General features: G+C 66.6%; 22 protein-coding genes. 13 read left to right on the forward strand and 9 right to left on the reverse strand.

Going from position 1 to position 24,869, the window contains the following annotated elements:
• The first annotated feature begins 27 nt into the window (after positions 1 to 27).
• The 4 genes from AC1RMY_RS13235 to AC1RMY_RS13250 all read left to right on the forward strand — a co-directional run bounded on the left by AC1RMY_RS13235 (position 28) and on the right by AC1RMY_RS13250 (position 5,315).
• Positions 28 to 1,440, forward strand: a complete 1,413-nt coding sequence (locus AC1RMY_RS13235; protein ID WP_492865096.1) for an amidase — start codon at positions 28 to 30, stop codon at positions 1,438 to 1,440.
• Positions 1,441 to 1,711: 271 nt separating this feature from the next.
• The gene (locus AC1RMY_RS13240; protein ID WP_492865098.1) at positions 1,712 to 3,310 is read left to right on the forward strand and encodes an ABC transporter substrate-binding protein; all 1,599 of its coding nucleotides are present in this window, start codon (positions 1,712 to 1,714) and stop codon (positions 3,308 to 3,310) included.
• Between the two features lie 152 nt (positions 3,311 to 3,462).
• Complete coding sequence (locus AC1RMY_RS13245) at positions 3,463 to 4,404, forward strand: ABC transporter permease (protein WP_158485966.1); 942 nt, start codon at positions 3,463 to 3,465, stop codon at positions 4,402 to 4,404.
• Positions 4,405 to 4,406: 2 nt separating this feature from the next.
• Positions 4,407 to 5,315 carry an ABC transporter permease gene (locus tag AC1RMY_RS13250; protein ID WP_492865100.1) on the forward strand — a complete coding sequence of 303 codons (909 nt, stop codon included), beginning with the start codon at positions 4,407 to 4,409 and terminating at the stop codon, positions 5,313 to 5,315.
• A 20-nt stretch (positions 5,316 to 5,335) separates the two neighbouring features.
• Here AC1RMY_RS13250 and AC1RMY_RS13255 read toward each other — a convergent pair whose 3' ends face one another.
• Entirely contained in the window at positions 5,336 to 5,635 is a 300-nt protein-coding gene (locus AC1RMY_RS13255; RefSeq protein WP_492865102.1) for an antibiotic biosynthesis monooxygenase family protein, read from the reverse strand.
• 167 nt (positions 5,636 to 5,802) lie between these two features.
• Here AC1RMY_RS13255 and AC1RMY_RS13260 point away from each other — a divergent pair, with 167 nt between their 5' ends.
• The 5 genes from AC1RMY_RS13260 (at position 5,803) to AC1RMY_RS13280 (ending at position 10,213) form a co-directional block, all read left to right on the forward strand.
• Positions 5,803 to 6,738, forward strand: coding sequence for an N-carbamoyl-D-amino-acid hydrolase (locus AC1RMY_RS13260; protein ID WP_492865104.1), 936 nt, complete (start codon positions 5,803 to 5,805; stop codon positions 6,736 to 6,738).
• A gap of 22 nt (positions 6,739 to 6,760) precedes the next feature.
• A complete protein-coding gene (locus tag AC1RMY_RS13265) occupies positions 6,761 to 7,924 on the forward strand; it encodes an amidohydrolase/deacetylase family metallohydrolase (protein WP_492865106.1) in 1,164 nt (387 codons plus the stop codon).
• 179 nt (positions 7,925 to 8,103) lie between these two features.
• Entirely contained in the window at positions 8,104 to 8,637 is a 534-nt protein-coding gene (locus AC1RMY_RS13270; protein WP_492865108.1) for a GNAT family N-acetyltransferase, read from the forward strand.
• A gap of 32 nt (positions 8,638 to 8,669) precedes the next feature.
• The gene (locus AC1RMY_RS13275) at positions 8,670 to 9,128 is read left to right on the forward strand and encodes a RidA family protein (protein ID WP_492865110.1); all 459 of its coding nucleotides are present in this window, start codon (positions 8,670 to 8,672) and stop codon (positions 9,126 to 9,128) included.
• Positions 9,125 to 10,213, forward strand: a complete 1,089-nt coding sequence (locus AC1RMY_RS13280; RefSeq protein WP_492865112.1) for an alanine racemase — start codon at positions 9,125 to 9,127, stop codon at positions 10,211 to 10,213. The genes AC1RMY_RS13275 and AC1RMY_RS13280 overlap by 4 nt, the downstream gene beginning before the upstream one ends.
• A gap of 192 nt (positions 10,214 to 10,405) precedes the next feature.
• Here AC1RMY_RS13280 and AC1RMY_RS13285 read toward each other — a convergent pair whose 3' ends face one another.
• From AC1RMY_RS13285 to AC1RMY_RS13310, 6 genes are all read right to left on the reverse strand, one after another.
• Complete coding sequence (locus AC1RMY_RS13285; protein WP_492865114.1) at positions 10,406 to 10,945, reverse strand: hypothetical protein; 540 nt, start codon at positions 10,943 to 10,945, stop codon at positions 10,406 to 10,408.
• A 31-nt stretch (positions 10,946 to 10,976) separates the two neighbouring features.
• Positions 10,977 to 11,705: a DUF1028 domain-containing protein gene (locus AC1RMY_RS13290; protein WP_492865116.1), complete on the reverse strand. Its 729-nt coding sequence runs from the start codon at positions 11,703 to 11,705 to the stop codon at positions 10,977 to 10,979.
• A gap of 28 nt (positions 11,706 to 11,733) precedes the next feature.
• The gene (locus tag AC1RMY_RS13295; protein ID WP_492865118.1) at positions 11,734 to 13,533 is read right to left on the reverse strand and encodes a gamma-glutamyltransferase family protein; all 1,800 of its coding nucleotides are present in this window, start codon (positions 13,531 to 13,533) and stop codon (positions 11,734 to 11,736) included.
• Positions 13,534 to 13,702: 169 nt separating this feature from the next.
• Complete coding sequence (locus AC1RMY_RS13300; RefSeq protein WP_492865120.1) at positions 13,703 to 14,587, reverse strand: ABC transporter permease; 885 nt, start codon at positions 14,585 to 14,587, stop codon at positions 13,703 to 13,705.
• Complete coding sequence (locus tag AC1RMY_RS13305) at positions 14,587 to 15,531, reverse strand: ABC transporter permease (RefSeq protein WP_492865122.1); 945 nt, start codon at positions 15,529 to 15,531, stop codon at positions 14,587 to 14,589. Before AC1RMY_RS13305 ends, AC1RMY_RS13300 begins: the two co-directional genes overlap by 1 nt.
• A gap of 211 nt (positions 15,532 to 15,742) precedes the next feature.
• Positions 15,743 to 17,248, reverse strand: a complete 1,506-nt coding sequence (locus tag AC1RMY_RS13310; protein ID WP_492865123.1) for an ABC transporter substrate-binding protein — start codon at positions 17,246 to 17,248, stop codon at positions 15,743 to 15,745.
• A gap of 275 nt (positions 17,249 to 17,523) precedes the next feature.
• Between AC1RMY_RS13310 and otnK the strand changes: the two genes are divergently transcribed.
• Genes otnK through AC1RMY_RS13325 form a run of 3 tightly spaced genes read left to right on the forward strand, consistent with a single transcriptional unit; the run spans position 17,524 to position 21,783 of the window.
• Complete coding sequence (otnK, locus tag AC1RMY_RS13315; RefSeq protein WP_492865125.1) at positions 17,524 to 18,789, forward strand: 3-oxo-tetronate kinase; 1,266 nt, start codon at positions 17,524 to 17,526, stop codon at positions 18,787 to 18,789.
• A gap of 47 nt (positions 18,790 to 18,836) precedes the next feature.
• Positions 18,837 to 20,195, forward strand: coding sequence for a malonyl-CoA decarboxylase (locus AC1RMY_RS13320; RefSeq protein ID WP_492865127.1), 1,359 nt, complete (start codon positions 18,837 to 18,839; stop codon positions 20,193 to 20,195).
• Between the two features lie 40 nt (positions 20,196 to 20,235).
• The gene (locus AC1RMY_RS13325) at positions 20,236 to 21,783 is read left to right on the forward strand and encodes a malonate--CoA ligase (protein ID WP_492865129.1); all 1,548 of its coding nucleotides are present in this window, start codon (positions 20,236 to 20,238) and stop codon (positions 21,781 to 21,783) included.
• A 14-nt stretch (positions 21,784 to 21,797) separates the two neighbouring features.
• On the opposite strand, the gene AC1RMY_RS13330 is transcribed toward AC1RMY_RS13325, so the two are convergent.
• Positions 21,798 to 22,562, reverse strand: a complete 765-nt coding sequence (locus AC1RMY_RS13330; protein ID WP_492865130.1) for an MBL fold metallo-hydrolase — start codon at positions 22,560 to 22,562, stop codon at positions 21,798 to 21,800.
• A 114-nt stretch (positions 22,563 to 22,676) separates the two neighbouring features.
• Positions 22,677 to 23,477, reverse strand: coding sequence for a creatininase family protein (locus AC1RMY_RS13335; RefSeq protein WP_492865132.1), 801 nt, complete (start codon positions 23,475 to 23,477; stop codon positions 22,677 to 22,679).
• Positions 23,478 to 23,684: 207 nt separating this feature from the next.
• Here AC1RMY_RS13335 and AC1RMY_RS13340 point away from each other — a divergent pair, with 207 nt between their 5' ends.
• Positions 23,685 to 24,710, forward strand: coding sequence for an ABC transporter substrate-binding protein (locus AC1RMY_RS13340; RefSeq protein ID WP_492865134.1), 1,026 nt, complete (start codon positions 23,685 to 23,687; stop codon positions 24,708 to 24,710).
• The last annotated feature ends 159 nt before the right edge of the window (positions 24,711 to 24,869 follow it).

Genomic DNA, 24,869 nt, shown 5'->3' on the forward strand with positions numbered 1-24,869 from the left:
CCCGGACGACGCAGACAGGATTGACCCATGACGACAATCGCATCGCTTTCGGCCGCCGAACTCGGCCCTCTCTTCGCCAGCCGCGAGCTCTCGCCGGTGGAGGTCGCGCAGGACGTGCTCGAGCGGATCGAGCGTTTCGAGCCGCAGATCAACGCCTTCGTGGTCCGCGATGCCGAGATCACCCTCGCCATGGCGGAGGAGTCGCAGGCGCGCTGGCTGAAGGGCGAACCGCTCGGTCCCCTCGACGGGGTGCCCGTCACCATCAAGGACAATATCGGCATCGCCGGCTGGCCGATGCGCCGGGGCTCGGCCGTGGCGTCGGATGCGCCGTTCCCGGAAGACGCGCCGGCGACGGCCCGGCTGCGCGAGGCGGGCACGGTCTTCCTAGGCAAGACCACCATGCCGGAATATGGCTGGAAGGGTGTCGGCGATTCCCCGCTCTCGGGGATAACCCGCAATCCTTGGGACATCGCCACCGGCCCCGGCGGCTCCTCGGCGGGCGCTGCCTCCTGCGCGGCGCTCAATCTCGGCTGCATCCATATCGGCACCGATGGCGCCGGTTCGGTCCGCATCCCCGCCGCCTTCACCGGCGTCGTCGGGCTGAAGCCGACCTATGGCCGCGTCCCGGCCTGGCCGGTCTCGACCATGGGCTTCCTCGCCCATCTCGGCCCGCTGACCCGCACCGTCGCCGACACGGCGCTCGCCATGAACGCGATCGGCCAGCCCGACAACCGCGACATGACCGCGATGATCACGCGCCCGCCCGACTATGTCGACGGGCTCAAGGGCGGCGTGAAGGGCTTGCGCGTCGCTTGGTCGCCGAAGCTCGGCGGGAATGTGCCGGTCGATCCCGAGATCGCGGCGCTGACCGAATCGGCCGCGATGGCCTTCCGCGAACTCGGCGCGAGCGTCGAGGAGGTCGACCCTAGCTTCGAGGACCCGATCGAGACGCTGATGGCGATCTGGTCGGCAGGCGCCGCCCTCGCATTGCGCAATGCCGGCCCGGCCGAGCGGGCGCGCATGGATCCGGGCCTTGTCGCCGTGGCCGAACAGGGCGAGCGCGTCACGGGTGCCGCCTATGTCGATGCGCTGCTGAACCGGCGCAATGCGCTCGCGCACAAGATGGCGCAATTTCATGCACGTTTCGATCTGCTGCTGACGCCGACCTTGCCGCTACCGGCCTTTGCCGTCGGCGCCAACACGCCGGCCCATGGTGGCTATGGCGATGACTGGACGCGCTGGACGCCCTTCACCTACCCGTTCAACATCACGCAGGCTCCGGCGATCTCGCTGCCCTGCGGGCTGACGAGCGCGGGCCTCCCGGCGGGCCTTCAGGTCGTTGGCGCCTTCGGCCGCGACGCCCTGGTGCTGCGCGCTGCGTCGGCCTTCGAGGCGGCGAGGCCCTTCGCCCGGATCGATGCACCGGTCGGCACGCTCTGACGATCGCTCGTGCCGACGCCTGCTGATTGAGTAGGCGTCGGCGCTGCCACCCAATCGCGCTTCTCCAACCCCGCGAATTTTTTCTGCACCCCAATCCGGCCCAGCAGCCCCAATCGAGCGGCAAACTTTCAACCGGTTCCGTTTGGCACGATGCGTGCAGGCGGCTCGGCGCCTTCGGGCAGCCCGTCAGACGAGTTGTCACGGCAGATTTTTCTGCCCAAACTCGCGCCAGGGTCGCCCGCAAGAGGTTACCGTTTCAGGGGAGAGATTGATGGACCGCAGAACATTTCTGAAGACCGCCGCGGGAACGGGCGCACTTGCTGCGGCCGGCGGTCTGGCCATGCCGGCCCTGGCGCAAGGGGCCGCGGCCAAGACCCTGCGCTTCGTGCCCCAGGCCAACCTTGCCAATTTCGACCCGATCTGGGGCACGCAATACGTCGTCCGCAACGCGGCCCTTCTGGTTTGGGACACGCTCTACGGCATCGATTCGAACTTCCAGCCGAAGCGTCAGATGGTCGGCAGCGAAGAGGTTTCCGCCGACGGTCTGGTCTGGACCTTCAAGCTGCGTCCCGGCCTCAAGTTCCATGACGGCGCGCCGGTGACCTCCAAGGACGTGGTCCAGAGCCTCAAGCGCTGGCAGGCCCGCGACCCGATGGGCCTGATGATCAAGGCAATCGAGAACGAACTCGTCGCCGTCGACGACACGACGTTCAAATGGTCGCTGAAGCAGCCCTATCCCAAGATGCTGTTCGCGCTCGGCAAGAACAACTCGCCGTGCACGTTCATCATGCCCGAGCGCATCGCCAAGACCGATCCTTTCACCCAGATCACCGAATATATCGGCTCCGGCCCGATGAAGTTCGTGCGCAACGAATGGGTGCCGGGCGCCAAGGCGGTGTTCGAGAAGTTCGCCGACTACGTCCCGCGCGACGAGCCCGCCTCCTGGCTCTCGGGTGGCAAGAAGATGATGTTCGACCGCATCGAATGGGTCATCATGCCCGATGCCGCGACGGCTGCCGCCGCGCTCCAGAACGGCGAAGTCGACTGGTGGGAGACCGCGCTCTCCGATCTCGTGCCGATCCTCAAGAAGAACGCCAACATCAACGTCGATATCGGCGATCCGCTCGGCAATATCGGCGCCTTCCGCATGAACCACCTGCACCCGCCCTTCAACAATCTGAAGGTTCGCCAGGCCGTCATGACGGCGCTGAACCAGGAAGACTACATGCGCTCGATCGTCGGCGACGACGACAAGCTCTGGAAGGAGATGGGCGGATTCTTCACGCCGGGCACGCCGCTCTATACGGAAGTCGGCGGCGAGATGATGAAGGCGAAGAACCTCGCCGCCGCCAAGAAGCTGCTGGCGGAGTCGGGCTACAAGGACGAGCCCGTGGTCTGCGTCGTGGCGCAGGACATGGCCGCTACCAAGTCGATGGGCGACGTCACGGCCGAACTGCTGAAGAGCATCGGCCTGAAGGTCGATTTCGTCGCGACCGACTGGGGCACCACCGGCGCCCGCCGCGCCCAGAAGACCCCGCCCGGCCAGGGCGGCTGGAACATGTTCCACACCTGGCATGCCGGCGCCGACTGCGTGAACCCCGCCTCCTATACGGCCGTGCGCGCCAACGGCGAGAAGGCCTGGTTCGGCTGGCCCGACGTGCCGGCGGTCGAGACCGAGGTGGCGAACTGGTTCAACGCCAAGGACGTCGCCGAGGAAAAAGCGGTCATGGGGCGGCTCAACACGGCGGCGGTCGCAAACGTCGTCTATTGCCCGACCGGCTTCTATCTCGGCTACCAGGCCTGGCGGAAGAACCTCACGGGCGTCAGCAGTGGGCCTTTCCCGGTCCTCTGGGGCGTGTCGAAGGCCTGACATCTCGGAATGGGGGCGCGTTGTCGCCCCCATGACAATCCCGGGGTCGCGCGCGTCACGTGCTGCGATCCCGCTCTTTCACCTCGCCGGGCCGACGACGGGCCCGGCGCAGCCAGACACCGGATCGAACGAAAAAGGGCTGGAAAGCCGCAATGTTAGCCTTCATCGTCAGACGGATCATCACGACCATCCCAGTGATGGCATTCGTGGCCTTGTTCGTCTTCTCGCTTCTCTATATCGCGCCGGGCGACCCGGCCGCGGTCATCGCCGGCGACCAGGCCTCGCCTGCGGACGTCGAGCGCATCCGCGCCAGCCTGGGTCTCGACAGGCCCTATCTCGTGCGCTTCGCCGAATGGTCCTTCCGCGTGTTGCAGGGCGATCTCGGCACCTCGATCTTCACCTCGCTGCCGGTGACGCAGCTCATCGCGCAGCGCATCGAGCCGACCCTGTCCTTGATGGTGCTGACGCTAATCTTCGCCGTGACCATCGCGGTGCCGATGGGCGTCATCGCCGCCTGGAAGGCCGGAAGCTGGATCGATCGCGGCGCCATGGCCTTCGCCGTGTTCGGCTTCTCGGTGCCGGTCTTCGTCGTCGGCTACCTGCTGGCCTATGTCTTCGCGCTCCAGCTCGACTGGGTGCCGGTGCAGGGCTACACGCCGCTGTCGCAGGGGTTCTGGCCCTGGTTCAAGAACCTGATCCTGCCGGCGGTGACGCTGGGGCTGGTCTATATCGCGCTGATCGCACGCATCACTCGGGCGACGATGCTCGAAGTGCTGCAGCAGGACTATGTCCGCACGGCGCAGGCCAAGGGCGTCGGCCAGCGCGAGGTGCTCTTCCTCCATGCGCTCAAGAACGCCGCCGTGCCGATCGTCACGATCATCGGCATCGGCATCGCGCTCCTGATCGGCGGCGCGGTCGTCACCGAGAGCGTCTTCGCGATTCCCGGCCTTGGCCGGCTCACCGTCGATGCCATCCTGCGGCGCGACTATCCGGTGATCCAGGGCGTCGTGCTGATGTTCAGCCTCGTCTACGTGCTGGTGAACCTGCTCATCGACCTGACCTACACCCTCGTCGATCCGAGGATACGCTATTGACGATGCAAAGCTCCCTCCCGGCGCCCTCCGCCCTGGCCACGTTGCCCGAGCCCGGCGTCGCGCCGCTGCCGGGCCGCTGGTTCCGCTTCCGGCGCTATCTGCGCCGCCATCCCTCCGTGCTGATCGGCGGTTCGCTGCTCGCGCTGATGGCGCTGATCGGCATCCTTGCGCCGCTGCTCTGGACGGTCGACCCGACCGCCATCGCCACCTCCCGGCGCACCCGAGTGCCCTCCGAACTGTACTGGTTCGGCACCGACATGCTCGGCCGCGACATCTACTCCCGCGTGGTCTACGGCGCGCGGGTCTCCCTGGTCGTCGGCTTCAGCGTCGCGATCCTGTCCTCGGTGATCGGCCTCTCCATCGGGCTCTTCGCCGGTTTCGTGCGCTGGGCCGACGGCATCGTCATGCGCATCATCGACGGCATGATGTCGATCCCGCCGATCCTGCTCGCCATCGCCTTGATGGCGCTGACGCGCGGCTCGATTCAGAACGTCATCATCGCGATCACCGTCGCGGAGATTCCGCGTGTCGCCCGCCTCGTGCGCGGCGTCGTGCTGTCGCTGCGCGAGCAGCCCTATGTCGAGGCGGCTATCGCTAACGGCGCCCGCACGCCGCGCATCATCCTGCGCCACATCCTGCCCAACACCTTCGCACCGATGAGCGTGCAGGCGACCTATATCTGCGCCAGCGCCATGATCATCGAGGCGATCCTGTCCTTCATCGGCGCCGGTATTCCGCCGGCGACGCCGTCCTGGGGGAACATCATGGCGGAGGGCCGCGCGCTCTGGCAGGTCAAGCCGCACATCATCCTGTTCCCGGCGATCTTCCTCTCGATCACCGTGCTCGCGGTGAACCTGCTCGGCGACGGCCTGCGCGATTCCCTCGATCCGCGGCTGGCCAAGAGCCTGTGACCGGGCCGTGTAATGCCCGTTCAGGCGAGGAGGTCGACCACCTTCTCGCCGGACACGGCATCGGTGACGCCGAGACCGCCGCCCAGATCCTCCAGCGTGTCGCGGAAGCTGTCGAGCGTAGCGATCATCTGGACGCGTGCGCCCTTGATAGCCGCGGCGTCGGCCCACTCGCCGATCAGGCAATAGGATCGTTCGCCCGTCTTGATGATATGTCCGGCGACCAGTCCGGGCCATCGCGCCTTGCCGTCGCGATGGGCCGCGAGAAACGCTTCTTCCCGGTCGGGCTTGATGCGGAAGCGGACGACGTTGAACGTGGTCATGGCTTTCCCCCCCGCCGCACGAGCGCCATACGGCGGGTGCGAGCCGCATGGGCGGGCAGCGGCAGGAGGCTACCGCCACGCCCGGGCCGGTGCAATATGCGCGGCCGTGATGCCATCATTTCCGTATTCCCGCTCGGCCAGAGCGATGGGGCGAAAGCACTGACACCATGAGCCGAATTCTGACCGTTGCCGCTGCACAGCTCGGCCCGATCCAGCGCGACGAGAGCAGGGCGTCCGCCGTCGCCCGCATGATCGAACTGATGCGCCAGGCCAAGAGCCATGGCGCCGATCTCGTCGTCTATCCGGAAGCCGCGCTGACCGCTTTTTTCCCGCATTGGTGGATCGACGACGAGGACGAGATCGACAGCCATTTCGAGAGCGTGATGCCGGGCAACGAGACCGCGCCGCTGTTCGAGGAGAGCAAGCGCCTCGGCGTCGGCTTCCATCTCGGCTACTGCGAACTCGCCAACGAGGATGGCCGCAAGCGCCGCTTTAACACCGCGATCCTCGTCGACAAGTCCGGCTCTATCGTCGGCAAGTACCGCAAGATCCATCTGCCGGGTCATCCCGAGCATCGTCCCGAGGCGCCGTTCCAGAATCTGGAGAAGCGCTATTTCGAGACCGGCAATCTCGGCTGGCCGGTCTGGCGCACGATGGACGCCAATATCGGCATGATGATCTGCAACGACCGGCGCTGGCCCGAGAGCTACCGCTCGATGGGCCTCCAGGATGTCGAATTGATCGTGCTCGGCTACAATACGCCCAAGCATAACCCGCCGGCGCCCGACCATGACCGGCTCGGCAATTTCCACAACCAACTCGTGATGCAGGCCGGCGCCTATCAGAACGCCACCTGGGTCGTCGGCGTCGCCAAGGCGGGCCCCGAGGCCGGCGTCGACCAGATCGGCGGCTCCTGCATCATCGCCCCGACCGGCGAGGTCGTGGCGCAGGCCGTGACCGAGGGCGACGAGCTGGTGGTCGCCCGCTGCGACATGGACCTCGGCAAGAGCTACAAGGCCTCGACCTTCAACTTCGCCAGGCACCGCGAGCCGCAGGCCTATGGCCTGATCGTCGAGCGCAAGGGCGCTGTCTCACCTGTCTGATTGGCTACCAAGGAAGTACGACATGACCCACGATCTCATCCTCAAGGGCGGCCGGGTCATTGACCCTTCGCAGAACCATGACGGCGTGCTCGACGTCGCCTTCACCGACGGCAAGGTCTCCGGCTTCGGCAAGGATCTGAAGGGCGCCAAGGAGATCCGCGACGTTTCCGGCTACATCGTCACGCCCGGCCTGATCGATCTGCACACCCATGTCTACTGGGGCGGCACCTCGCTCGGGATCGATGCCGACGAGTTCTGCCGGGCGTCCGGCGTGACCACCTCGGTCGATACCGGCTCGGCCGGCCCCGGCAACTGGCCGGGCTTCCGCAAGCACGTCATCGAGAAGAGCCAGGCCCGCATCCTCGCCTATCTCCATGTCAGCCACGCCGGCATCTACGGCTTCGACCACCGCGTCATGGTCGGCGAGAGTGGCGACCTGCGGATGATGAACCCGATCGACGCCGTCGAGGTCGCGGACAAGAACCGCGACCTGATCGTCGGCATCAAGGTCCGCGTCGGCTTGCACGCCTCCGGCAACTCCGGCACCGTGCCGCTCAACATCGCGCTGCAGGTCGCCAACGAGGTCGGCATGCCGCTGATGTGCCATATCGACCATCCGCCGCCGTCCTATGAGGAGGTGGTGAACATGCTGCGGCCGGGCGATGTCCTCACCCACGCCTTCCGCCCCTTCCCGAACGCGCCCTGCACGGCGCAGGGCACGGTGAAGCCCGAGGTCCAGGCCGCCCGCAAGCGCGGCGTCATCTTCGACATCGGCCATGGCAAGGGCTCGTTCTCGTTCAAGACGACGCGCGCCATGCTCGCCAATGGCTTCGAGCCCGATGTGATCTCGTCGGACGTCCACAAGCTCTGCATCGACGGCCCGGCCTATGACCAGGTCACGACGATGTCGAAGTTCCTGCTGATGGGCATGAGCCTGAACAATGTCATCGCGGCCTCGACCGTGAACGCGGCGATGGCGCTGAAGCGCCCGGAATACGGCTCGCTCAAGGTCGGCTCGCTCGGCGACGCCACCATCTTGACGGTGAAGGAAGGCAAGTTCGACTATGCCGACGTCACCGGCGAGCACATGACCGGCGACAAGAAGATCGTCTCCGAAGGCGTCGTGCTCAAGGGCGCCTGGTGGCATCCGAAGCGGACGAACAAGTTCAAGAAGGTCGCGGCCTGATCCGGCGAGAGCATGGGTTCTGAAACACCGTCGTCATCCCGGCCAAGCCGCGCAGCGGCGCAGCTCCGGGATCCATCGGAGGGCTCCCGAGCTCCATGATGGATCCCGGAGCTCCGCTTCGCTACGTCCGGGATGACGCGAGCACCTTGACGAGCCGCCAGCCTATGCCGGGAGCCGTGATGCTGAAGGCCAGTTGGCGTCCCATGACCGCCGCCGACCTGCCGGCCGTGCTGGCGGCCGCGGCGGTGGTGCATCCGGACTATCCGGAGGATGAAGCCGTCTTCGCCGAGCGGCTGCGCCTGTTCCCGGCCGGTTGCCTCGTGCTCCCGGGAGATGACGGCCTGCGCGGTTATGTCGTGGGCCATCCCTGGCATCGTGCCGCTCCGCCGGCCCTGAACAGCCTGCTGGGTGGGCTGCCGGCGCAACCGGGCTCCTTCTACATCCACGATCTCGCATTGCTGCCGGCGGCGCGAGGCAGCGGGGCGGGAGGCATGGTCGTCGCCGGATTGGCGGAGATCGCGGCGCGGGAGCGATTGTCACGCCTGTCGCTGGTCGCCATCGACGGCTCGTCCGGCTTCTGGCGACGCCAGGGCTTTCACGAACTGCATGACCCCGCCCTTGCCGCGAAGCTCGCGAGCTATGACGATGCCGCCCGCTATATGGAGCGTGATCTCGGCCTCGGCGCCAGCAGCACCGAAACCAAGCCAACCTGAACCAAGCAAGCCTGACGAATGGAGGAATCGCGATGAGCGCCGAACAGAAACTCAAGGATCTGGGCCTGACCCTGCCCACGCTCGCCGCGCCGATGGCGAACTATGTCCGCTTCAAGAAGGCGGGCGATCTCGTCTTCCTATCGGGGCAGGGGCCGCGCAATCCCGATGGCTCGATCCCGAACGGCAAGGTCGGCAAGGAGTTCACCACCGAACAGGCCTATGAGTTCGCGAAGAACACCGGCCTCGGTCTGTTGGCGGCGATGAAGGAGGCGGCGGGCTCGCTCGACAAGGTCGAGGTCATCAAGCTGCTCGGCATGGTCAACGGCGTGCCTGAATTTGGCGACCAGCCCAAGGTCATCAATGGCTGCTCGGACCTGCTCGTCGCGGTGCTCGGCGAGAACGGCCGCCATGCCCGTTCGGCCGTCGGCATGGGCTCGCTGCCGGGTAACATGCCGGTCGAGATCGAAGCGATCATCAAGGTGCTGCCGTGACTGCTACACATGATGCGTTGAAAGAAGAGATTGCCCGCATCTACGGCACGCCGGCCGTCGTCATCGATCTCGACAAGGTCGAGGCCAACATCGCCCGCCTTCAGGCGGTCTGCGATGCAGCCGGCGTCGCCAACCGCCCGCATATCAAGACGCATAAGTCGCCCGAACTCGCCCGCCTCCAGATCGAGGCCGGCGCGCGCGGCATCACCTGCCAGAAGCTCGGCGAGGCCGAGGTGATGGCCGATGGCGGCATCGACGACATTCTGATCAGCTACAACATCCTCGGCGAGCAGAAGCTCGGCCGGCTCGGCCATCTCCAGCGCCGCGTCAGGATGATCGTGGCCGCCGACAACCCCGTCACCATCGCCGGCCTTCCCGACGCGGCCGAGATCGCCGGGCGCGATCTGGAGGTCGTGGTCGAATGCGACACCGGCCGCCAGCGCGCCGGCGTCGAGACGCCCGCCGAGGCCGTCGAACTGGCGAAGCTGATCGCGGCCTCGAAGGGGCTCACGTTCGCGGGCTTCCTGATGTATCCGCCCGAGGATGGCTGGGCTCGCACGCAGACCTTCCTCGATACGGCCAATGCGGGCCTGCGCGACGCCGGGCTCGAAGCCGGCATCGTCTCGACCGGCGGTTCCCCGAACATCCCGAACATCGGCAAGCTGAAGGGAGCCACCGAGCACCGCGCCGGTACCTCGATCTTCAACGATCGCATGCAGGTTGCGGCCGGCGTGGCGACGCTCGACGATTGCGCGCTGACCGTCTACGCCACGGTCGTCAGCCGAGCGGGGCCCGAGCGCGGCATCCTCGATTCCGGCTCGAAGACGCTGACGAGCGATTCAGGCGGGCTCGAAGGCCACGGTTACATCCTCGAATATCCGGCGGCGAAAATCGCGAGGTTCGCCGAGGAGCACGGATTCCTCGATCTGTCCGCCAGCAACGATAGGCCGGGCGTCGGCGAGATCGTCCGCGTGGTGCCCAACCATGTCTGCGTCGTCGTCAACATGGTCGACCGCCTGGTGACGGTGCGCGGCGACAAGCTGATCGGGGAACTGCCGGTCGCGGCGCGCGGCAAGCTCGGCTGAGCCCGGCGAGGCAGCGCCTGGAACGCGTTGATTGTTCTCGGAAACACGGTGTCGTCCCGGGCTTGACCCGGGCCCCATGCCGGAGCGGCGCCGATCAGCGCTCCGGCATGGATTCCGGATCTCCGCTTCGCTTCGTCCGGGATGACCCGCGTTTCAATCAAAAACGAAGGGTCCTCCGGAACGAGGTGAACCTCAATTCTGGCTGATCTTCGAGCCCTTGAGCACGAGGTCGCGGCTCGATTTCGCGGTCAGCCGGCCGGACGCGTCGATCGTGACGTCGCGGCCCGTCAGCAGGACCGTGCCGTCCTTCTTCAGCGTCAGCTCGGCGTCACCGCTGTCCAGCTTCATGGCATCGGCGGCCTCCACGGTCAGCGTCTTGGCGACCTTGACCGTCATGTCCCTGCCGGCTTCGATCGCGAGCGCCTTGTCGCTGTCCAGCGTCATCGAAACCGTCGCCGAGAGATTGCACTGACGGCTGGCGAGCGCGATCTCCTGCCCGCCCGCCAGCTTGATCCGGCTTCCGGCGGTGACGGCGACATTGGTGCCCGATGCGATGGACAACGCGGTGCCGGTCTGGATCGACATCGCCCCGCCGCAGGAAATGCTAAGCCCCGCAGGCGCGGTGATGGTGAGCGAGCCGCCGCTCGCGGAGATCATCTGCGTCAGCGCGGCAAGCCTGGCTTCGAGTGCCGCGATCCGGCGCAGCAGCACGTCATTATCGCTTTCGGCCATGGCTTCCTCCCGCGTTGCCGCGTTGGTTTGGTTACACCTCCGGGTGGCGCGCGTTCCAGGCGGCCGCATAGTCGCTGCAAAGCCGGTCCAGTTCCTCCCGGTCAGTGATCCCTGCCGGTCGGCCCCGCGATGGCGAGGCCTGCTGGAACGGGACATAGCGCTGATGCGCGACGCGCCAGAGCCGGCGCAGTTCCGCCAGCGGATCGGCATGGTCGTCGACGCGGATGTCGAAGCTCGGCACCGGCTCGCCTGACCAGATCCGGATCGCGGCGGATTGCCGGCCGCGCTTGTCGCCGCCGGCCTTCTCGCCGGCTTCGAGCGCCACCAGCAGCCGCTCGTCGAAATCGAGTGCGGAGGCCGCGATATAAGCCTTCAGCGTCTGCTGGATCACCTCCGGGCCGGCGAGCATATTGCCGGCGACGGAGACCTGCGGCCCATCGACCGCCCCCGCCCACTCGATGCAGGCCGCGCCGGTATGGGCCGCGATCCGCCCCTCGCGGTCGATGACATGGAGCTGCCGGTGTGCCCGGCCTTCATCCGCCGCAATCAGCGTCGCCACGATCTCGACGGCCGAGCGGCCTTCCTGAAGCAGGCGCAAACCATCGACGCCGTAGAGCGGATTGACGAAGGCCTGCGTCGCGATCGCGCCGATGCGCCCGCCGCCATAGGGCACGCGCGAGCCCACCGCGAAGGCGCAGGTCGAGACGGCGACGCCATAGGCGCCGGTGGCGGCGTCGCGGGCGACGATGGACCAAGTCATCTGGTCGGATTCCTCATGCGATCAATCCTCAGCGGCCGGCGGCATAGGCCTGCATCAGACGCGGCGTCGCGGCGGCGCGCAAGAGGCCGTCGGCGCCTGTCTCTGCTGCCGTCAGGCGCCCGATCGTCCAGGCCGGGGCGCGCTCGAGCTTGTGGCCGCGTGCGACGAGATCGGCCAGCACGGCCTCCCCGATGCTCTCCTCAACGGCGAGATGCCCGGGATTGGCCTCGCGCGGATAGAAGGTCGAGGGGAAATGCTGGGTGTGGAACAGCGGCAGGTCGATCGCCTCCTGCAGGTTCAGGCCGTGGTGGACGCGGCGCAGGAACAGCCCGAGCTGCCATTGCTCCTGTTGGTCGCCACCGGGCGTGCCGAAGACGAGGCGCGGCTCGCCGTTCTCGAAGGCGAGCGAGGGCGTCAGCGTCGTGCGTGGGCGCTTGAACGGAGCGAGCGAGGAGGGCAGTCCTTCCTCAAGGAAGAAGGCCTGCGCCCGCGCGTTCAGCGGGAAGCCGAGCGCCGGGATTACCGGCGAGGACTGGAACCAGCCGCCCGACGGCGTCGCCGCGATCATGTTGCCCCATTTGTCGATGACGTCGATATGCACGGTGTCGCCGCGCCGGCCGGCCGCGACCATGGAGGCCGTGGTCGGCTCGCCGACCGTCGCGTCGCTCTTGCCCGCATGGCCGGCATAGCGGACGCCGGCCATGGCGCGCGCGACCTGGTCCTCGAAGCCGGGGATGATACCGGGCCGCAATTCGTGCGAGGCCTTGTCGCCGATCAGGCTGCGGCGCCCGCGCGCATAATCCTCGGAGAGCAGCGTCGCCAGCGGCACCTTCACGAAATCCGGATCGCCGTAATAGGCCTCGCGATCGGCGAAGGCGAGCTTCATCGCTTCCGCGACATGATGCACGAAGGCGGCGCTGTCGGGGCCCATGCCGGCGATGTCGATGCCTTCGAGGATCTTCAGCGTCTGCAGGAACACCGGGCCCTGACCCCAGGGGCCGATCTTGAAGACCTCCCAGCCGTGATAGGTCACGCTCGCCGGCGTCTCATAGGTCGGTTGCCAGCGCGCCATGTCGTCGGCGGTGAGCAGGCCCTTGTGACGGCGGCCGGAGGAATCGATCACTTCCGTCGTGCGGCAGAATGTGTCGATCGCCTCGGCGACGAAGCCCTTGTACCAGGCGTCGTAGGCCGCCTGGATCTGCTTCTCGCGGCTGCCGCCGGCGGACTCGGCCTCGTTCAGGATTCGCTTGTAGGTGTCGGCAGCGGCCTGGTTCCGGAACAGGGCCTTGGCCTTGGGAACCTGCCCGTCCGGGAGATAGACCGCGCCGGAGGTCGGCCACTCCTTGGTGAAGAGGTCGGTCAGCCCGGCGATCGTGTCCGAGACGCGCGGCAGCATCGGATGGCCGTTCTCGAAATAGCCGATCGCGGGTTCGAGGATTTCGCGCAGCGGCAGGCGGCCATGGTCGCGCAGCAGGGTCATCCAGGCCCCGAAGGCGCCGGGCACGACGGCCGCGAGCAGGCCGGAGCCCGGCACGAGATCGAGGCCGAGCGCCTTGAACGCCCCGATCGTCGCCGCCTGCGGCGCGTTGCCCTGTCCGCAGATGACCTCGACCTTCTTCGTTTCGGCCGAATAGAACACGGCCGGCATCTCACCGCCGGGGCCGACGAGATGCGGCTCGACAACCTGCAGCACGAAGGCTGCCGCAGCGCAGGCGTCGAAGGCATTGCCGCCCTTCTCCAGCATGGCCATCCCTGTCGCCGTGGCGAGCCAATGCGTCGAAGTGCAGACACCGAAGGTGCCGAGGATTTCCGGGCGGGTCGTGAACATGAAGCGGTATTCCTTGGGCCGGCAAAGCTGGAAACGAGAACGGTCGTCAATCCGGGCAAGCCGTGGAGGAGCGCCGGCCCGGAATGCATCGGAGGCCATCGATCTTTACGACGGATTCCTCATCTTCGTCGCGCTGTGTCCGGAATGACCGGCGCGCGATGGGAGCAACTCAACCTTCCTTCGGATCGAGGACGTCGCGCAGCCCGTCGCCGAGCAGGTTGAAGCCCAGCACGGCGAGGAAGATGCAGACACCGGGTGCGACCGACATCCAGGGCGCCTGGTCCATGAAGTTCTTGGCGACGTTCAGCATCTGGCCCCATGAGGGAGCAGGCGGCTGCTGGCCGAGCCCGAGGAAGGACAGCGAAGCTTCCAGAATGATGGCCTGCGCCATGAACAGGGTGGATTGCACCACGATCGGCGACAGGATGTTGGGCAGGATGTGGCGGAGCACGATCCTGAGATCGCGCGCGCCGACCGCTCGCGCACCCTCGACGAAATCCTCGGCCTTGACGCTCATGACCTGGGCGCGCACCAGCCGCACGAAGATCGGCACCGCCGAAAGCCCGATCGCGATCATCGCATTGGTCAGCGACGGGCCGAGCACGGCTGCAAACGCGATCGCCAGGATCAGGAAGGGGCAGGCCAGCATCGCCTCGGTCACGCGCGAGATCGCGGCATCGATCCAGCCGCCATACCAGCCGGCGAGCAGCCCGAACGGCACGCCGATGGCGAGCGCGATCAGCACCGACATGATGCCCGCCAGCAGCGAGGCCTGCGCGCCGAAGAACAGCCGCGAGACCTGGTCGCGCCCGAGTTCGTCCGTGCCGAACCAGTAGAGTTCGGAGGGCGGCTTGCGGATGGCAAGGAAGTTCGACTTGATCGGGTCGGCCAGCGGCAGGATCGGCGCGAGCACCGCCATCAGCACGAAGGCGAGCACGATCGTGCCGCCGATCAGCGCCGAGCGGTTGCGGGCCAGGCGCGCCAGCACGCTGGGGCGCGGGCGGAAGCGCGGCTCGGCCAGCCCGGTCAGGGCTTCGGTTCCGGTCGCCGCCATCACTGCGCCCTCAGCCGCGGATTGACGAGGATGTAGAGCACGTCCGCCAGCAGGTTCATCAGGATGAAGCCGATGGCAGTGCACAGCACGACGCCCTGCACCACGCCGTAGTCGCGGTTGAAGACGGCATCGACGATCAGCTTGCCGAAGCCGGGGATCGTGAAGATCTGCTCGGTCAGCACAGCGCCGCCGAGCAGCTCACCGAACAGAATCGTCGACAGCGTGATGATCGGCACCAGCGCGTTGCGCAGCGCGTGACGATTGACGACCGCATCCTCGTCGAGCCCCTTGGCGCGGGCGGTGCGGACATAGTCCGAGCGCAGGACCTCCAGCATGGCCGAGCGGGTATGGCGCATCAGGAAGGCGGCAAGCCCCGAACCCAGCACGAAGGCCGGCATGATAAGCCGCTCGATCGCCCCCTTCGGGTCGCTGAAGAAGGGCTCGTAGCCGGAAGCCGGCAGCCATCTCAATTCGACCGAGATCACAAGAATTAGCATGATCCCGAGCCAGAAATTCGGGATCGACAGGCCCGACAGCGCCAATGCGCTCGCGGAATAGTCGATCACGGTGTCCTTGCGCCGTGCGGCGATAATGCCGGCGGGGATGCCGATGCTGATGGCGACAATGATCGAGGCGATGGCGAGCTGCAGCGTCACCGGGAGTTTCTGCAGGATCAGAGCGAGCACCGGCTCGCCCGTGCGCAACGAGCGGCCGAAATCGCCCTGCACCACCTGGCCGAGCCAGGCGAAGAACTGCACCACGATGGGGTCGTCCATGCGGTAGATCTCGCGTAAGCGGGCGATCACCTCGGGATCGCGCTCCTCGCCGGCGATGACGAGGAACGGATCGCCCGGCAGCGCGCGCTGCAGGGCGAACACGAACAGCGACACCAGGAACAGCGTCGGCAAGGCGATGAGGGCCCGTCGGCCGATCAGGGCGAGCATGATGCGGCTCGACGCGATTCCCCGCCCCCTTGTGGGGAGGGGAGAGGGGTGGGGGGCGGAAAGCTGAGGAGATCGGCTTCGAGGTTGGGCTGCGCGGCGAGTGCCATCGGCTTTTTTTGGCCAACTCTCGCCCGGTCGCTCGCCGCCCATCCCTCTCCCTTCCCCACAAGGGGGACGGGAAGCGCATCACTCCGAACAAGCAAGCAATACATCAAGACCGCTTCATCCCCGCCAGCCGGATCATGCCGTCGGGGCTGATCACGAAGCCGCTGATGTTGGAGCGCATCGCGAAGAAGACGGTCTCGTTGTAGAGATAGATCAGCGGCAGCTCGTCCTGCAGGATGACCTGCGCGGCGTCGTAGAGCTTCTTGCGCTCGGCCGGATCGTAGATGGTCCGCGCCAGATCGAGCAGGCGGTCGACCTCGGCGTTCGAGTACTTGCCGTCGTTCTGATTGCCCTTGCTGGTGACGAACTGGTGCAGGTTGCCGTCCGGGTCGATGCGGCCGGACCAGCCGACGCGGCTGAGCTGGAACTTGCCCTGCTGCTGGTCGCGCAACTGGCTGGCGAATTCGGTCGACTTGATCTGGACGTCGATGCCGGCTTCCTGCGCCATCGCCTGGATCACCTGGCCGATCTGGGCGTGGACGGGGTTGTTGGTGATGAACACCTCGACCGAAACCTTGGCGTGGCCGGCTTCCTTGAGCAGTGCCTTGGCCTTGGCGACGTCACGCGCCGGCACCGGAAAGGCCGCGCTGACATAGGGGCTGGTAGGCGGGAAGGGTTGCACCACCGGCGCGTAGAGACCGTCGAATACCACCTGCGTCAGCACCTTGCGGTCGATCGACAGAGAGAGCGCCTGCCGCACGCGCTTGTCCTTGCCCATAGGCTGGTTGGCGGCCTCGCCATTGGCGGTGTTTACCGTGATGCCCTGATAACCGAGATTGGGCATCGGCTCGACCTTGAGGCTTTTGTCGGCCTGCGCGGATTTGACGTCCGTTGCGGCCAGACGCTCGATCATATCGAGCTCGCCGGCGCGCAGATTGGCGAGCCGCACGGTGGTGTCGGGGATCGAGCGGTAGAGCACGCGGTCGAAATGGTAGTTCTGCGCCTCCCAATGCTCCTTGAAACGCTCCAGCACGATGCGGTCGTTCTGCACCCGCTCGACGAATTTATAGGGGCCCGAGCAGACCGGCTTGGCGGCGACGTCGCCCGCAAGGCTCTTCGGCGCCAGCATCATGCCGGCCCGGTCGGTGAGCTGCGCCAGAAGCGTCGCATCGGGGCGCTTCAGCTTCAGCACGAGCGTCGAGGCGTCGGGCGTCTCGACGCTGTCGACCGAGGCGAGCTCCGACTTGCGCAGCGAGTCGGGCAGCGTACGGGCGCGCTCGATATTGGCCTTGGCCGCTTCGGCGTTGAACGCATCGCCATCGTGGAATTTGGCGTCGGTGCGCAGCTTCATCGTCAATGTCAGGCCATCGCCTGAGAACGACCATTCCGTCGCCAGTCGCGGCACGATCTTGAGGTCGGGCGTGATGTCGAGCAGCTTGTCGCAAAGCCCCTTGAAGACGATGCGGCCGACGAAGGTGCGGGCCTTGTGTGGATCGAGCATGTCCGGGTCTTCCTGCAGGCCGATGCGCAGGGTCGAGGGAGCCTGCGCGAGGGCGGGCAGCGCGGCCAGCGACAGGAACGTGGCCGAGGCCAGGACGGTGAGCAGCTTCATCGAATGTCCCCTTTTACGATTGCGGTGATGATCGCGCAGGATCGTCCCGATTGGTACTAGCCTGCTGCAAAATCGGCCCGGCGTCGATGGCGCTTCGCGCCGGCGTCCACGTCTTCCTGCATGCCTTTGCGGCGTGCATCTGCATGCAAGTCGGCGGCCAGCTGGGCAACGTGCGGGGGAGGCCCATGCGCCTGCCCCTGTCGCCTTGACCGCGGCCTGTGGCTACAAGACGAGAGGGACAAGCGCTCGCACGAGGCGCGGGATTGGAGGCGCGGATGCTGCTGGGTGTAATCGCCGACGACATGACCGGCGCGACCGACGTCGCCCTGATGCTGAACCGCAGCGGCATGCGGACGGTCCAGGTCATCGGCGCGCCGCGTCCGGGTCAGGTGCTGCCGGAGGCGGACGCCGTGGTCGTCGCGCTGAAATCGCGCACCAACCCTGTGACCGAGGCGGTGGCGGATTCGCTTTCCGCCTGCGAGGCGCTGTTGGCCGCTGGCGCGAGGCAGATCCTGTTCAAATACTGCTCGACCTTCGATTCGACGGCCGAGGGCAATATCGGGCCCGTCGCCGATGCGCTGGCGCAGCGGCTGGACGCCGGGATGGCCATCGTCTGCCCGGCCTTCCCGGCCAATGGCCGCTCGATCTATCAGGGCTATCTCTTCGTCGGTGCAGTGCCGCTGCACGAGAGCTCGATGAAGGATCACCCGCTGACACCGATGCGGGATTCCAACCTGATGCGTCTGATGGGCGCCCAGACGAAGGCCGCGGTCGGGCTCGTCGACTATGCGACCGTTCTCGCCGGCGCTGACGCGGTCAAGGCGCGCTTCGCCGAACTGACAGGGCAGGGGGTGCGCTACGTCGTCACCGACGCGCTGACCAATGCCGACCTTATGGTGCTGGGCGAGGCCGTCGCCAACCACGTCCTGCTGACCGGCGGCTCGGGCATCGCGATGGGCTTAGCCCAGAATTTCCGCAAGGCGGGCCTTCTGCCGGAGCGCGAGATCGCCGCCAGCCTGAGCGCGCCCGAGGGACGCGCCGGCATCATCTCCGGCAGTTGCTCCACCGCGACGCGCGGGCAAATCAAAGCGGCGATCGAGGCGGGCTATCCGGCGCTCAAGGTCGATCCGATGGAACTCGTCTCCGGCACTCAGGATGCCGGAAAGCTCGCCACCTGGGCGCTGGCGCAATCTCCGGACAAGCCCTTCCTGCTTTATTCCAGCGACGATCCCGAGGAGGTCGCCGCGATTCAGGACAAGCTCGGCCGCGAGAGGGCGGGCGAGGCCGTCGAGCACACGTTCGCGCAGACGGCCGCCTTGCTCGCCAAGGGCGGCATCTCGCGGCTGCTGGTCGCGGGCGGCGAGACCTCCGGGGCGGTCGTGCAGGGGCTCGGCATCGGCATGCTCGAAATCGGCCCCGAAATCGATCCGGGCGTGCCCTGGACGCGTGTCGCGGACGGGCAGGAGATGGTGATTGCGCTCAAATCTGGCAATTTCGGTGCGCCCGATTTCTTCATCAAGGCTTGGACGCTGCTGCGCTGAGGCATCGTGCGACCAAGGCCTGACTTGTGTAGGATGTCGGGCAGGGCATGATGCCTCTCCTGGAGGGCCGGATGGACATGGCGTTTCTCGGCGATCTGTTGACCAATGTGGCTGGCCGCGGCCGGGCCCTGATTGGGTTCGAGCGCTTCATTGGTCAGCGCAACCGGCCGATCGACCGCCTCTGCGAGGACCTCCTTTCCGGTCGCGGCGAGGCTTCGGGGATGGCGCTCGCCCAGGGCGTTCTCGATGCCTGGGAGCGGCTCGACCGGCCGGGCCGCCAGGCCTTCTTCGCCATGCTGCAGGAGCGCTTCGGGCCGGACCATGACAGGCTCGGCAAGGCGATCGACGCTTATCGCAAGGAGCCGAGTGCGGCCGCCATCTCAGCCCTGCATCTTGCCTCCGAGCCGCGCCGGCAGGAACTCCTGCGCCGGCTCAACCTTGCGCCCGGCGGCACCCATGTGCTGGTGCGCATGCGCGAGGCGCTGTTCGAGGCGATGGAGAGTGATCGCGACCTCATCGCCGTCGACGCCGATTTCCGTCACCTCTTCGGCTCCTGGTTCAATCGCGGCTTCCTCGTCCTGCGCCGCATCGACTGGCGCAGCCCGGCCAATGTGCTGGAGAAGATCATCCGCTACGAGGCGGTGCACGAGATCCAGGGCTGGGACGATCTGCGTCGGCGGCTCGAACCGGCCGATCGGCGCTGCTTTGCCTTTTTCCATCCGCAACTCGTCGACGAGCCGCTGATCTTCGTCGAGGTCGCGCTGACCGGCGAGATCCCGCGCAGCATCGGCGAGGTGCTTAGCGGCGAGCGCGAGGTGCTGCCGGCCCAGTCGGCGACGACGGCGGTGTTCTATTCGATCTCGAACTGCCAGGAGGGGCTGCGCGGCATTTCCTTCGGCAACTTCCTGATCAAGCAGGTCGCCGAGGATCTGAAGCGCGAACTGCCGGGGCTCGACACCTTCGTCACGCTCTCGCCGGTGCCGGGTTTCGCGCGCTGGCTGGAGGGCATCGTCGCCGATCCCGGCGAGTTTGCCCTCAGCAACGAGGAGCGCTCGGAACTCGCCCGGCCCGCCGTCGAGGCAATCTCGCTCGACGAGCCGGCCAAGGCGCGCCGCGACAAGCTGCTCGCCCAGATGACGGCGCAGTACATGCTGCGCGCCCGCACCAATTCCGGCCGCGTGATCGATCCCGTCGCCCGTTTCCATCTCGGCAATGGCGCTAGGCTCGAACGCATCAATGTCGGCGGCAACATGTCGGCGCGGGGCCTGCGCGAGTCGCATGGCGTGATGGTCAACTACCGCTACGACCTCGACGACATCGAGACCAACCACGAGGCCTTCGCCACCCGCAACACGGTGGTCGCGTCCTCGGGCGTGCGCAAGCTGCTGCGGCCGGCCGCAGCCTGATCTCACGCTCTACGAAAAACGCCTGAAAGGACCCGAAATCATGGGCAACCACCTGTTCGACCTCGTCCGGGCGCGCATCCCTGCGCCCGACGCGCGCTTCGCGTTGCTCGATGACGGCCGGCACTATTCCTATGCCGACATGGTCGATGTCTCCGCCCGCTTCGCCAACGCGCTGGTGGCGCTCGGGGTAAAGCCTGGCGATCGCGTCGCGGTGCAGGTCGAGAAGTCGATCGAGGCGCTGATGCTCTATCTCGGTGCGGTCCGTGCCGGCGCGATCTTCCTGCCGCTGAACACGGCCTATACGCCTGCCGAGATCGAGTATTTCCTTGGTGACGCCGAGCCCGCCGTCTTCGTCTGCGATCCGTCGAAGGCGGAGGCCCTGAAGCCCTATGCCGAGAAGGCGGGCGCGAAGCTGGAAACGCTCGGCGTCTGGCGCTCTCCGGAGGTTTCGGCCGGCAGCTTGTCCGACAAGGCTCTGGCTGCGTCGACGAGCTTTGCCGATGTGGCGCGCGGCCCGGACGATCTCGCCGCTATCCTCTACACCTCGGGCACGACCGGCCGCTCCAAGGGCGCGATGCTCTCCCACGACAACCTCGCCTCCAACGCGCTGGCGTTGGTCGATTACTGGCGCTTCACCAAGGACGACGTGCTGCTGCACGCGCTGCCGATCTTCCACACGCACGGCCTCTTCGTCGCCACGAACTGCGTGCTGTTCTCCGGTGCCTCGATGATCCTGCTGCCGAAATTCGATCCGGAGCAGATCTTCAAGTACCTGCCGCAGGCGACCTGCATGATGGGCGTGCCGACCTTCTATGTCCGCTTGCTCCAGGATGCGAGGCTGACGAAGGAGGCGACAAAGCACATGCGCCTCTTCGTCTCGGGCTCGGCGCCGCTGCTCGCCGACACGCATCGTGACTGGCGCGAGCGCACCGGCCACGCCATTCTCGAACGCTACGGCATGACCGAGACCAACATGAACACGTCGAACCCCTATGAAGGGGAGCGGGTCGCGGGCACGGTCGGCTTCCCGTTGCCGGGCGTTACGGCGCGCGTCGTCGATCCGGAGAACGGCAAACCGCTTGCAGCCGATGAGATCGGCATGATCGAGGTCAAGGGACCCAACGTCTTCAAGGGCTATTGGCGCAACCCCGAGAAGACCGCCGCCGAATTCAAGCCGGACGGCTTCTTCATCACCGGCGATCTCGGCAAGATAGATGGCGCCGGCTATGTCCACATTGTCGGGCGCGGCAAGGACCTGATCATCACCGGCGGCTACAACGTCTATCCCAAGGAGGTCGAGACCGAGATCGACGAGATGCCCGGCGTCGTCGAGAGCGCCGTTATCGGCTGTCCGCATCCCGATTTCGGCGAGGGCGTCACCGCCGTCGTGGTGGTGAAGCCCGGCGCGACGATCACCGCAGCCTCCATCGTGGCCGCGCTCGAACAGCGCCTCGCCAAGTTCAAGCAGCCCAAGCAGGTCTTCGTCGTGGCCGACCTGCCGCGCAACACTATGGGCAAGGTCCAGAAGAACCTGCTGCGCGAGCAGTACAAGGATATCTACGCCCGGCAGATGAAGGCGGGGGAGTAGACCGGATCGCGAACCTAGCCGGCGGCGCGAGCCGGCAGCTCGAGGGTTTCGCCGTCGAGCGGGATCAGCAGGCGCGCGGGCGCGATGCCATGCGCGTCGGCCGCCTGCCGAAGCGTCTCGCGGCTGACGGTGGCATGGTCGAGCGCCTCCATATGCGTCGCGATCACGGTGGCGCCTGGCCAGGCCTCGGAGAGTTCGACGGTCTGCGCGTCGTCCATTACGATCAGCGTTCCGTCCCAGAGCGCGCCACAGGAATGCGTCACGATCACGTCCGGAACGGTGGCTGATATTGCTTCGCGCAGCGGCGGGTAGAGCACGCTGTCGCCGCACCAGTAAAGCGTCGGCTCGCCCGGCGCTTCCAGGCTGAAGCCCATCACCGGCCCCATCGTCTCGACCACGGCGCCGGTTCCATGCTGTGCGGGATGGCGCTTGAGCACGATTGATCCGAACTGGAGGAAGGAGTCGAGCGGCGTCACCGATTCGAAGCCGGCCTCCCGGATGGCCTGCTCGTTGCCGGGCTGGCAGATCATGGGCAGATGCTTGGGCACGCTTGCCTTGGCGACCTCGTCGAAATGGTCGGCGTGGAGATGAGAGACGATGACGCGATCGACGCCGGCCAGGATGTCGTCGATTGGAGCCGGCAGCTCGACCATCGGATTCTGCGATCGCCCGGTGAAGGAACGCCGGCTGTGCCGCGGGCTGAAATCCGGATCGACGAGGATCGTCAGGCCGCCATAGCGGAGCTTGAGCGTGGCGTTGCGGAGAAGCTGAAGCTGCATGGTCGTCGGGTTCCGTGACAGCTCGTGAGCCTGCCGGGCTTTGCACCCGGCCACCAGTTCGATTTTGTGAACGAGGCGCCACTCCGGCGTGAAGAATCGGGCCGAAAGCCCGCGTCAGCGGGCCTCGTGCAGGCGCTCCAGCGGGAACTGCGCCACATCCGCCAGCAGTTCGACGAAGCCCTTCGCTTGCAGGGCCGCCGTCGCCTTGCCCTTCGCGGCCGTGGCGAGCGAGGCGTCGCCCGCCGCACCTGACGGGTGGACGTCCTGCGCCATCCAGGCCATCGCATGCAGGCCGGTGGGGCGCAGCCATCTGTAGCCTTCAGCCGCCATCTCGACCGTCAGCGGGTTGAAGGCCGCAGCCTTGCTCATATCGACGAGGTCGGGTCGGAAATGCAGCATCAGCGAGGTCTCGATGTCGCCGGCATGAATGCCATGATGGGCGTCGAGATCGGCGAAGACGCCGGGCGGCAGGCCGAAGGCGCGCCAGGCCGTCGTCACCGCCATCATGCCGTGGCGGACGCGCAGCTCGCGGGCGACGACCTTCATCGGGTCGATATTGCCGCCATGCGAGGTCACGATCACCAGCTTGCGCAGGCCGGCCCGCTTGACGCTTTCACCGATCTCGATCCAGCCTTGCGTCGCGCTCTCCCATGAGAGCGTGAGCGTTCCCGGTGAGTGCAGGTGTTCATTCGACTTGCAGATCGCCTGTGTCGGCAGCACGAGCACGTCGAGGCTCTCCGGCACCAGCGGCATCGCCTCTGCCAGCATCGCGTTCATGATCGTCGTGTCGACCGAGACCGGCAGATGCGGGCCGTGCTGCTCGATGGCCGCCAGCGGCAGCACCGCGACGGAGCTATCCGGCTTGAGCCCGACGAAGTCGGTGGTCTTCAGATCGCCCCAGAAGCGCGCGCTCATCGTCTCATGGTCCCCGTCGTCGAGGTCGTCATCCTAGACCATCGGCCGCCGTGTGGGATGCCGTTTCGACGGATCGCCTGTGGGCAAGCCCGATCCCTGTCGGGCTGCGGAGTGCGTTGCGGTTTCGGCCGCCAGCGGCACATGGCATACATGTTGCTCGCTCGCGGCCGAAGGCTTTCGCCGGACTGCTACAGGGAGGTCACGAACATGACGATGACGAAATATCGCCTGACGCGCCGTGGGGCGCTCGGCCTGATTGGCGGCTCCGCGCTCGTGGCCGTGCCCGGCGCTCGCGTCAGCGCCCAGACCCTCGACAAGGTGTCCTACCAGACCAACTGGAGAGCCCAGGCCGAGCACGGTGGCTTCTACCTCGCCGCCGCCAATGGCATCTACAAGAAATACGGCATCGACGCCGAGATCCGTCCAGGCGGGCCACAGCAGAATCCCTCGCAGCTCCTGCTCGGCGGTCGTGTCGACATGATCATGTCGAACTCCTTCGAGGCGATCCGCTACGCACAGGAGAACATCCCCTTCCTCTGCATCGCCTCCATCTTCCAGAAGGACCCTCAGGTCATCATCTCGCATCCGGGTGTCGGCAACGACTCGCTGGCGGCGCTCAAGGGCAAGCCGATCCTCGTCGGCGCCGCCGGCCGCAACAGCTACTGGCCGTTCCTGAAGGCGAAGTTCGGCTATACCGACGAGCAGATCCGGCCCTACACCTTCAACATGGCGCCGTTCCTGGCCGACAAGACGATCTCGCAGCAGGGCTTCCTGTCGTCGGAGCCCTTCGCCATCCAGAAGCAGGGCGGCGTCACGCCGGTGGTCCACCTCATCGCCGATGCCGGCTTCGAGAACTACAACACCACGATCAACATTTCCCGGAAGATGGTCGACGAGAAGAAGGACCTGGTCCAGCGCTTCGTCACCGCCTCGCTCGAGGGCTGGGCCGAATACATGAAGGGTGGCCCTGCCGTCGCTGCCGCCAACGCCCAGATCCTGAAGGACAATCCCGACATGGATCAGGAGAAGATCGACTACGCGGTCAAGGTGATGAACGAGAAGGGCATCGTGCTCTCGGGCGACGCGCTGACGCTCGGCATCGGCGCGATGACCGATGCGCGCTGGGCGAGCTTCTACAAGACGATGACGGAGGCGGGCGTCTTCCCGGCCGGCATCGACCTGAAGAAGGCCTACAGCCTGGAGTTCATCAACAAGGGCGTTGGCAAGGCGTGAGCCCTGTCATTTGGGGCAGCGCGCAGCGCCGACCCCGGAACCCACGACCGGGTGAGCGCCTGGTCTGGCAACATCGCCAACGCGCGCCCCACCGTGGGTTCCGGGTTCAAGCCCTAGGGCTTGCCCCGGAATGACGAGGCGGCGCGCCAACCAACGGAT

The sequence above is a fragment of the Allobosea sp. GW822-FHT03F07 genome, from assembly GCF_058801345.1.

Excerpts from the sequence above, each read along its gene's own strand:
- AC1RMY_RS13270 (WP_492865108.1), top strand. The coding sequence starts at position 8,104 with ATGCTGAAGGCCAGTTGGCGTCCCATGACCGCCGCCGACCTGCCGGCC.
- AC1RMY_RS13260 (WP_492865104.1), top strand. The coding sequence starts at position 5,803 with ATGAGCCGAATTCTGACCGTTGCCGCTGCACAGCTCGGCCCGATCCAG.
- AC1RMY_RS13240 (WP_492865098.1), top strand. The coding sequence starts at position 1,712 with ATGGACCGCAGAACATTTCTGAAGACCGCCGCGGGAACGGGCGCACTT.
- AC1RMY_RS13275 (WP_492865110.1), top strand. The coding sequence starts at position 8,670 with ATGAGCGCCGAACAGAAACTCAAGGATCTGGGCCTGACCCTGCCCACG.
- AC1RMY_RS13245 (WP_158485966.1), top strand. The coding sequence starts at position 3,463 with ATGTTAGCCTTCATCGTCAGACGGATCATCACGACCATCCCAGTGATG.
- AC1RMY_RS13330 (WP_492865130.1), bottom strand. The coding sequence starts at position 22,562 with ATGCAGCTTCAGCTTCTCCGCAACGCCACGCTCAAGCTCCGCTATGGC.
- AC1RMY_RS13265 (WP_492865106.1), top strand. The coding sequence starts at position 6,761 with ATGACCCACGATCTCATCCTCAAGGGCGGCCGGGTCATTGACCCTTCG.
- AC1RMY_RS13255 (WP_492865102.1), bottom strand. The coding sequence starts at position 5,635 with ATGACCACGTTCAACGTCGTCCGCTTCCGCATCAAGCCCGACCGGGAA.
- AC1RMY_RS13285 (WP_492865114.1), bottom strand. The coding sequence starts at position 10,945 with ATGGCCGAAAGCGATAATGACGTGCTGCTGCGCCGGATCGCGGCACTC.
- AC1RMY_RS13295 (WP_492865118.1), bottom strand. The coding sequence starts at position 13,533 with ATGTTCACGACCCGCCCGGAAATCCTCGGCACCTTCGGTGTCTGCACT.
- AC1RMY_RS13235 (WP_492865096.1), top strand. The coding sequence starts at position 28 with ATGACGACAATCGCATCGCTTTCGGCCGCCGAACTCGGCCCTCTCTTC.
- AC1RMY_RS13340 (WP_492865134.1), top strand. The coding sequence starts at position 23,685 with ATGACGATGACGAAATATCGCCTGACGCGCCGTGGGGCGCTCGGCCTG.
- otnK (WP_492865125.1), top strand. The coding sequence starts at position 17,524 with ATGCTGCTGGGTGTAATCGCCGACGACATGACCGGCGCGACCGACGTC.
- AC1RMY_RS13305 (WP_492865122.1), bottom strand. The coding sequence starts at position 15,531 with ATGCTCGCCCTGATCGGCCGACGGGCCCTCATCGCCTTGCCGACGCTG.
- AC1RMY_RS13325 (WP_492865129.1), top strand. The coding sequence starts at position 20,236 with ATGGGCAACCACCTGTTCGACCTCGTCCGGGCGCGCATCCCTGCGCCC.
- AC1RMY_RS13300 (WP_492865120.1), bottom strand. The coding sequence starts at position 14,587 with ATGGCGGCGACCGGAACCGAAGCCCTGACCGGGCTGGCCGAGCCGCGC.
- AC1RMY_RS13335 (WP_492865132.1), bottom strand. The coding sequence starts at position 23,477 with ATGAGCGCGCGCTTCTGGGGCGATCTGAAGACCACCGACTTCGTCGGG.
- AC1RMY_RS13250 (WP_492865100.1), top strand. The coding sequence starts at position 4,407 with ATGCAAAGCTCCCTCCCGGCGCCCTCCGCCCTGGCCACGTTGCCCGAG.
- AC1RMY_RS13320 (WP_492865127.1), top strand. The coding sequence starts at position 18,837 with ATGATGCCTCTCCTGGAGGGCCGGATGGACATGGCGTTTCTCGGCGAT.
- AC1RMY_RS13290 (WP_492865116.1), bottom strand. The coding sequence starts at position 11,705 with ATGACTTGGTCCATCGTCGCCCGCGACGCCGCCACCGGCGCCTATGGC.
- AC1RMY_RS13310 (WP_492865123.1), bottom strand. The coding sequence starts at position 17,248 with ATGAAGCTGCTCACCGTCCTGGCCTCGGCCACGTTCCTGTCGCTGGCC.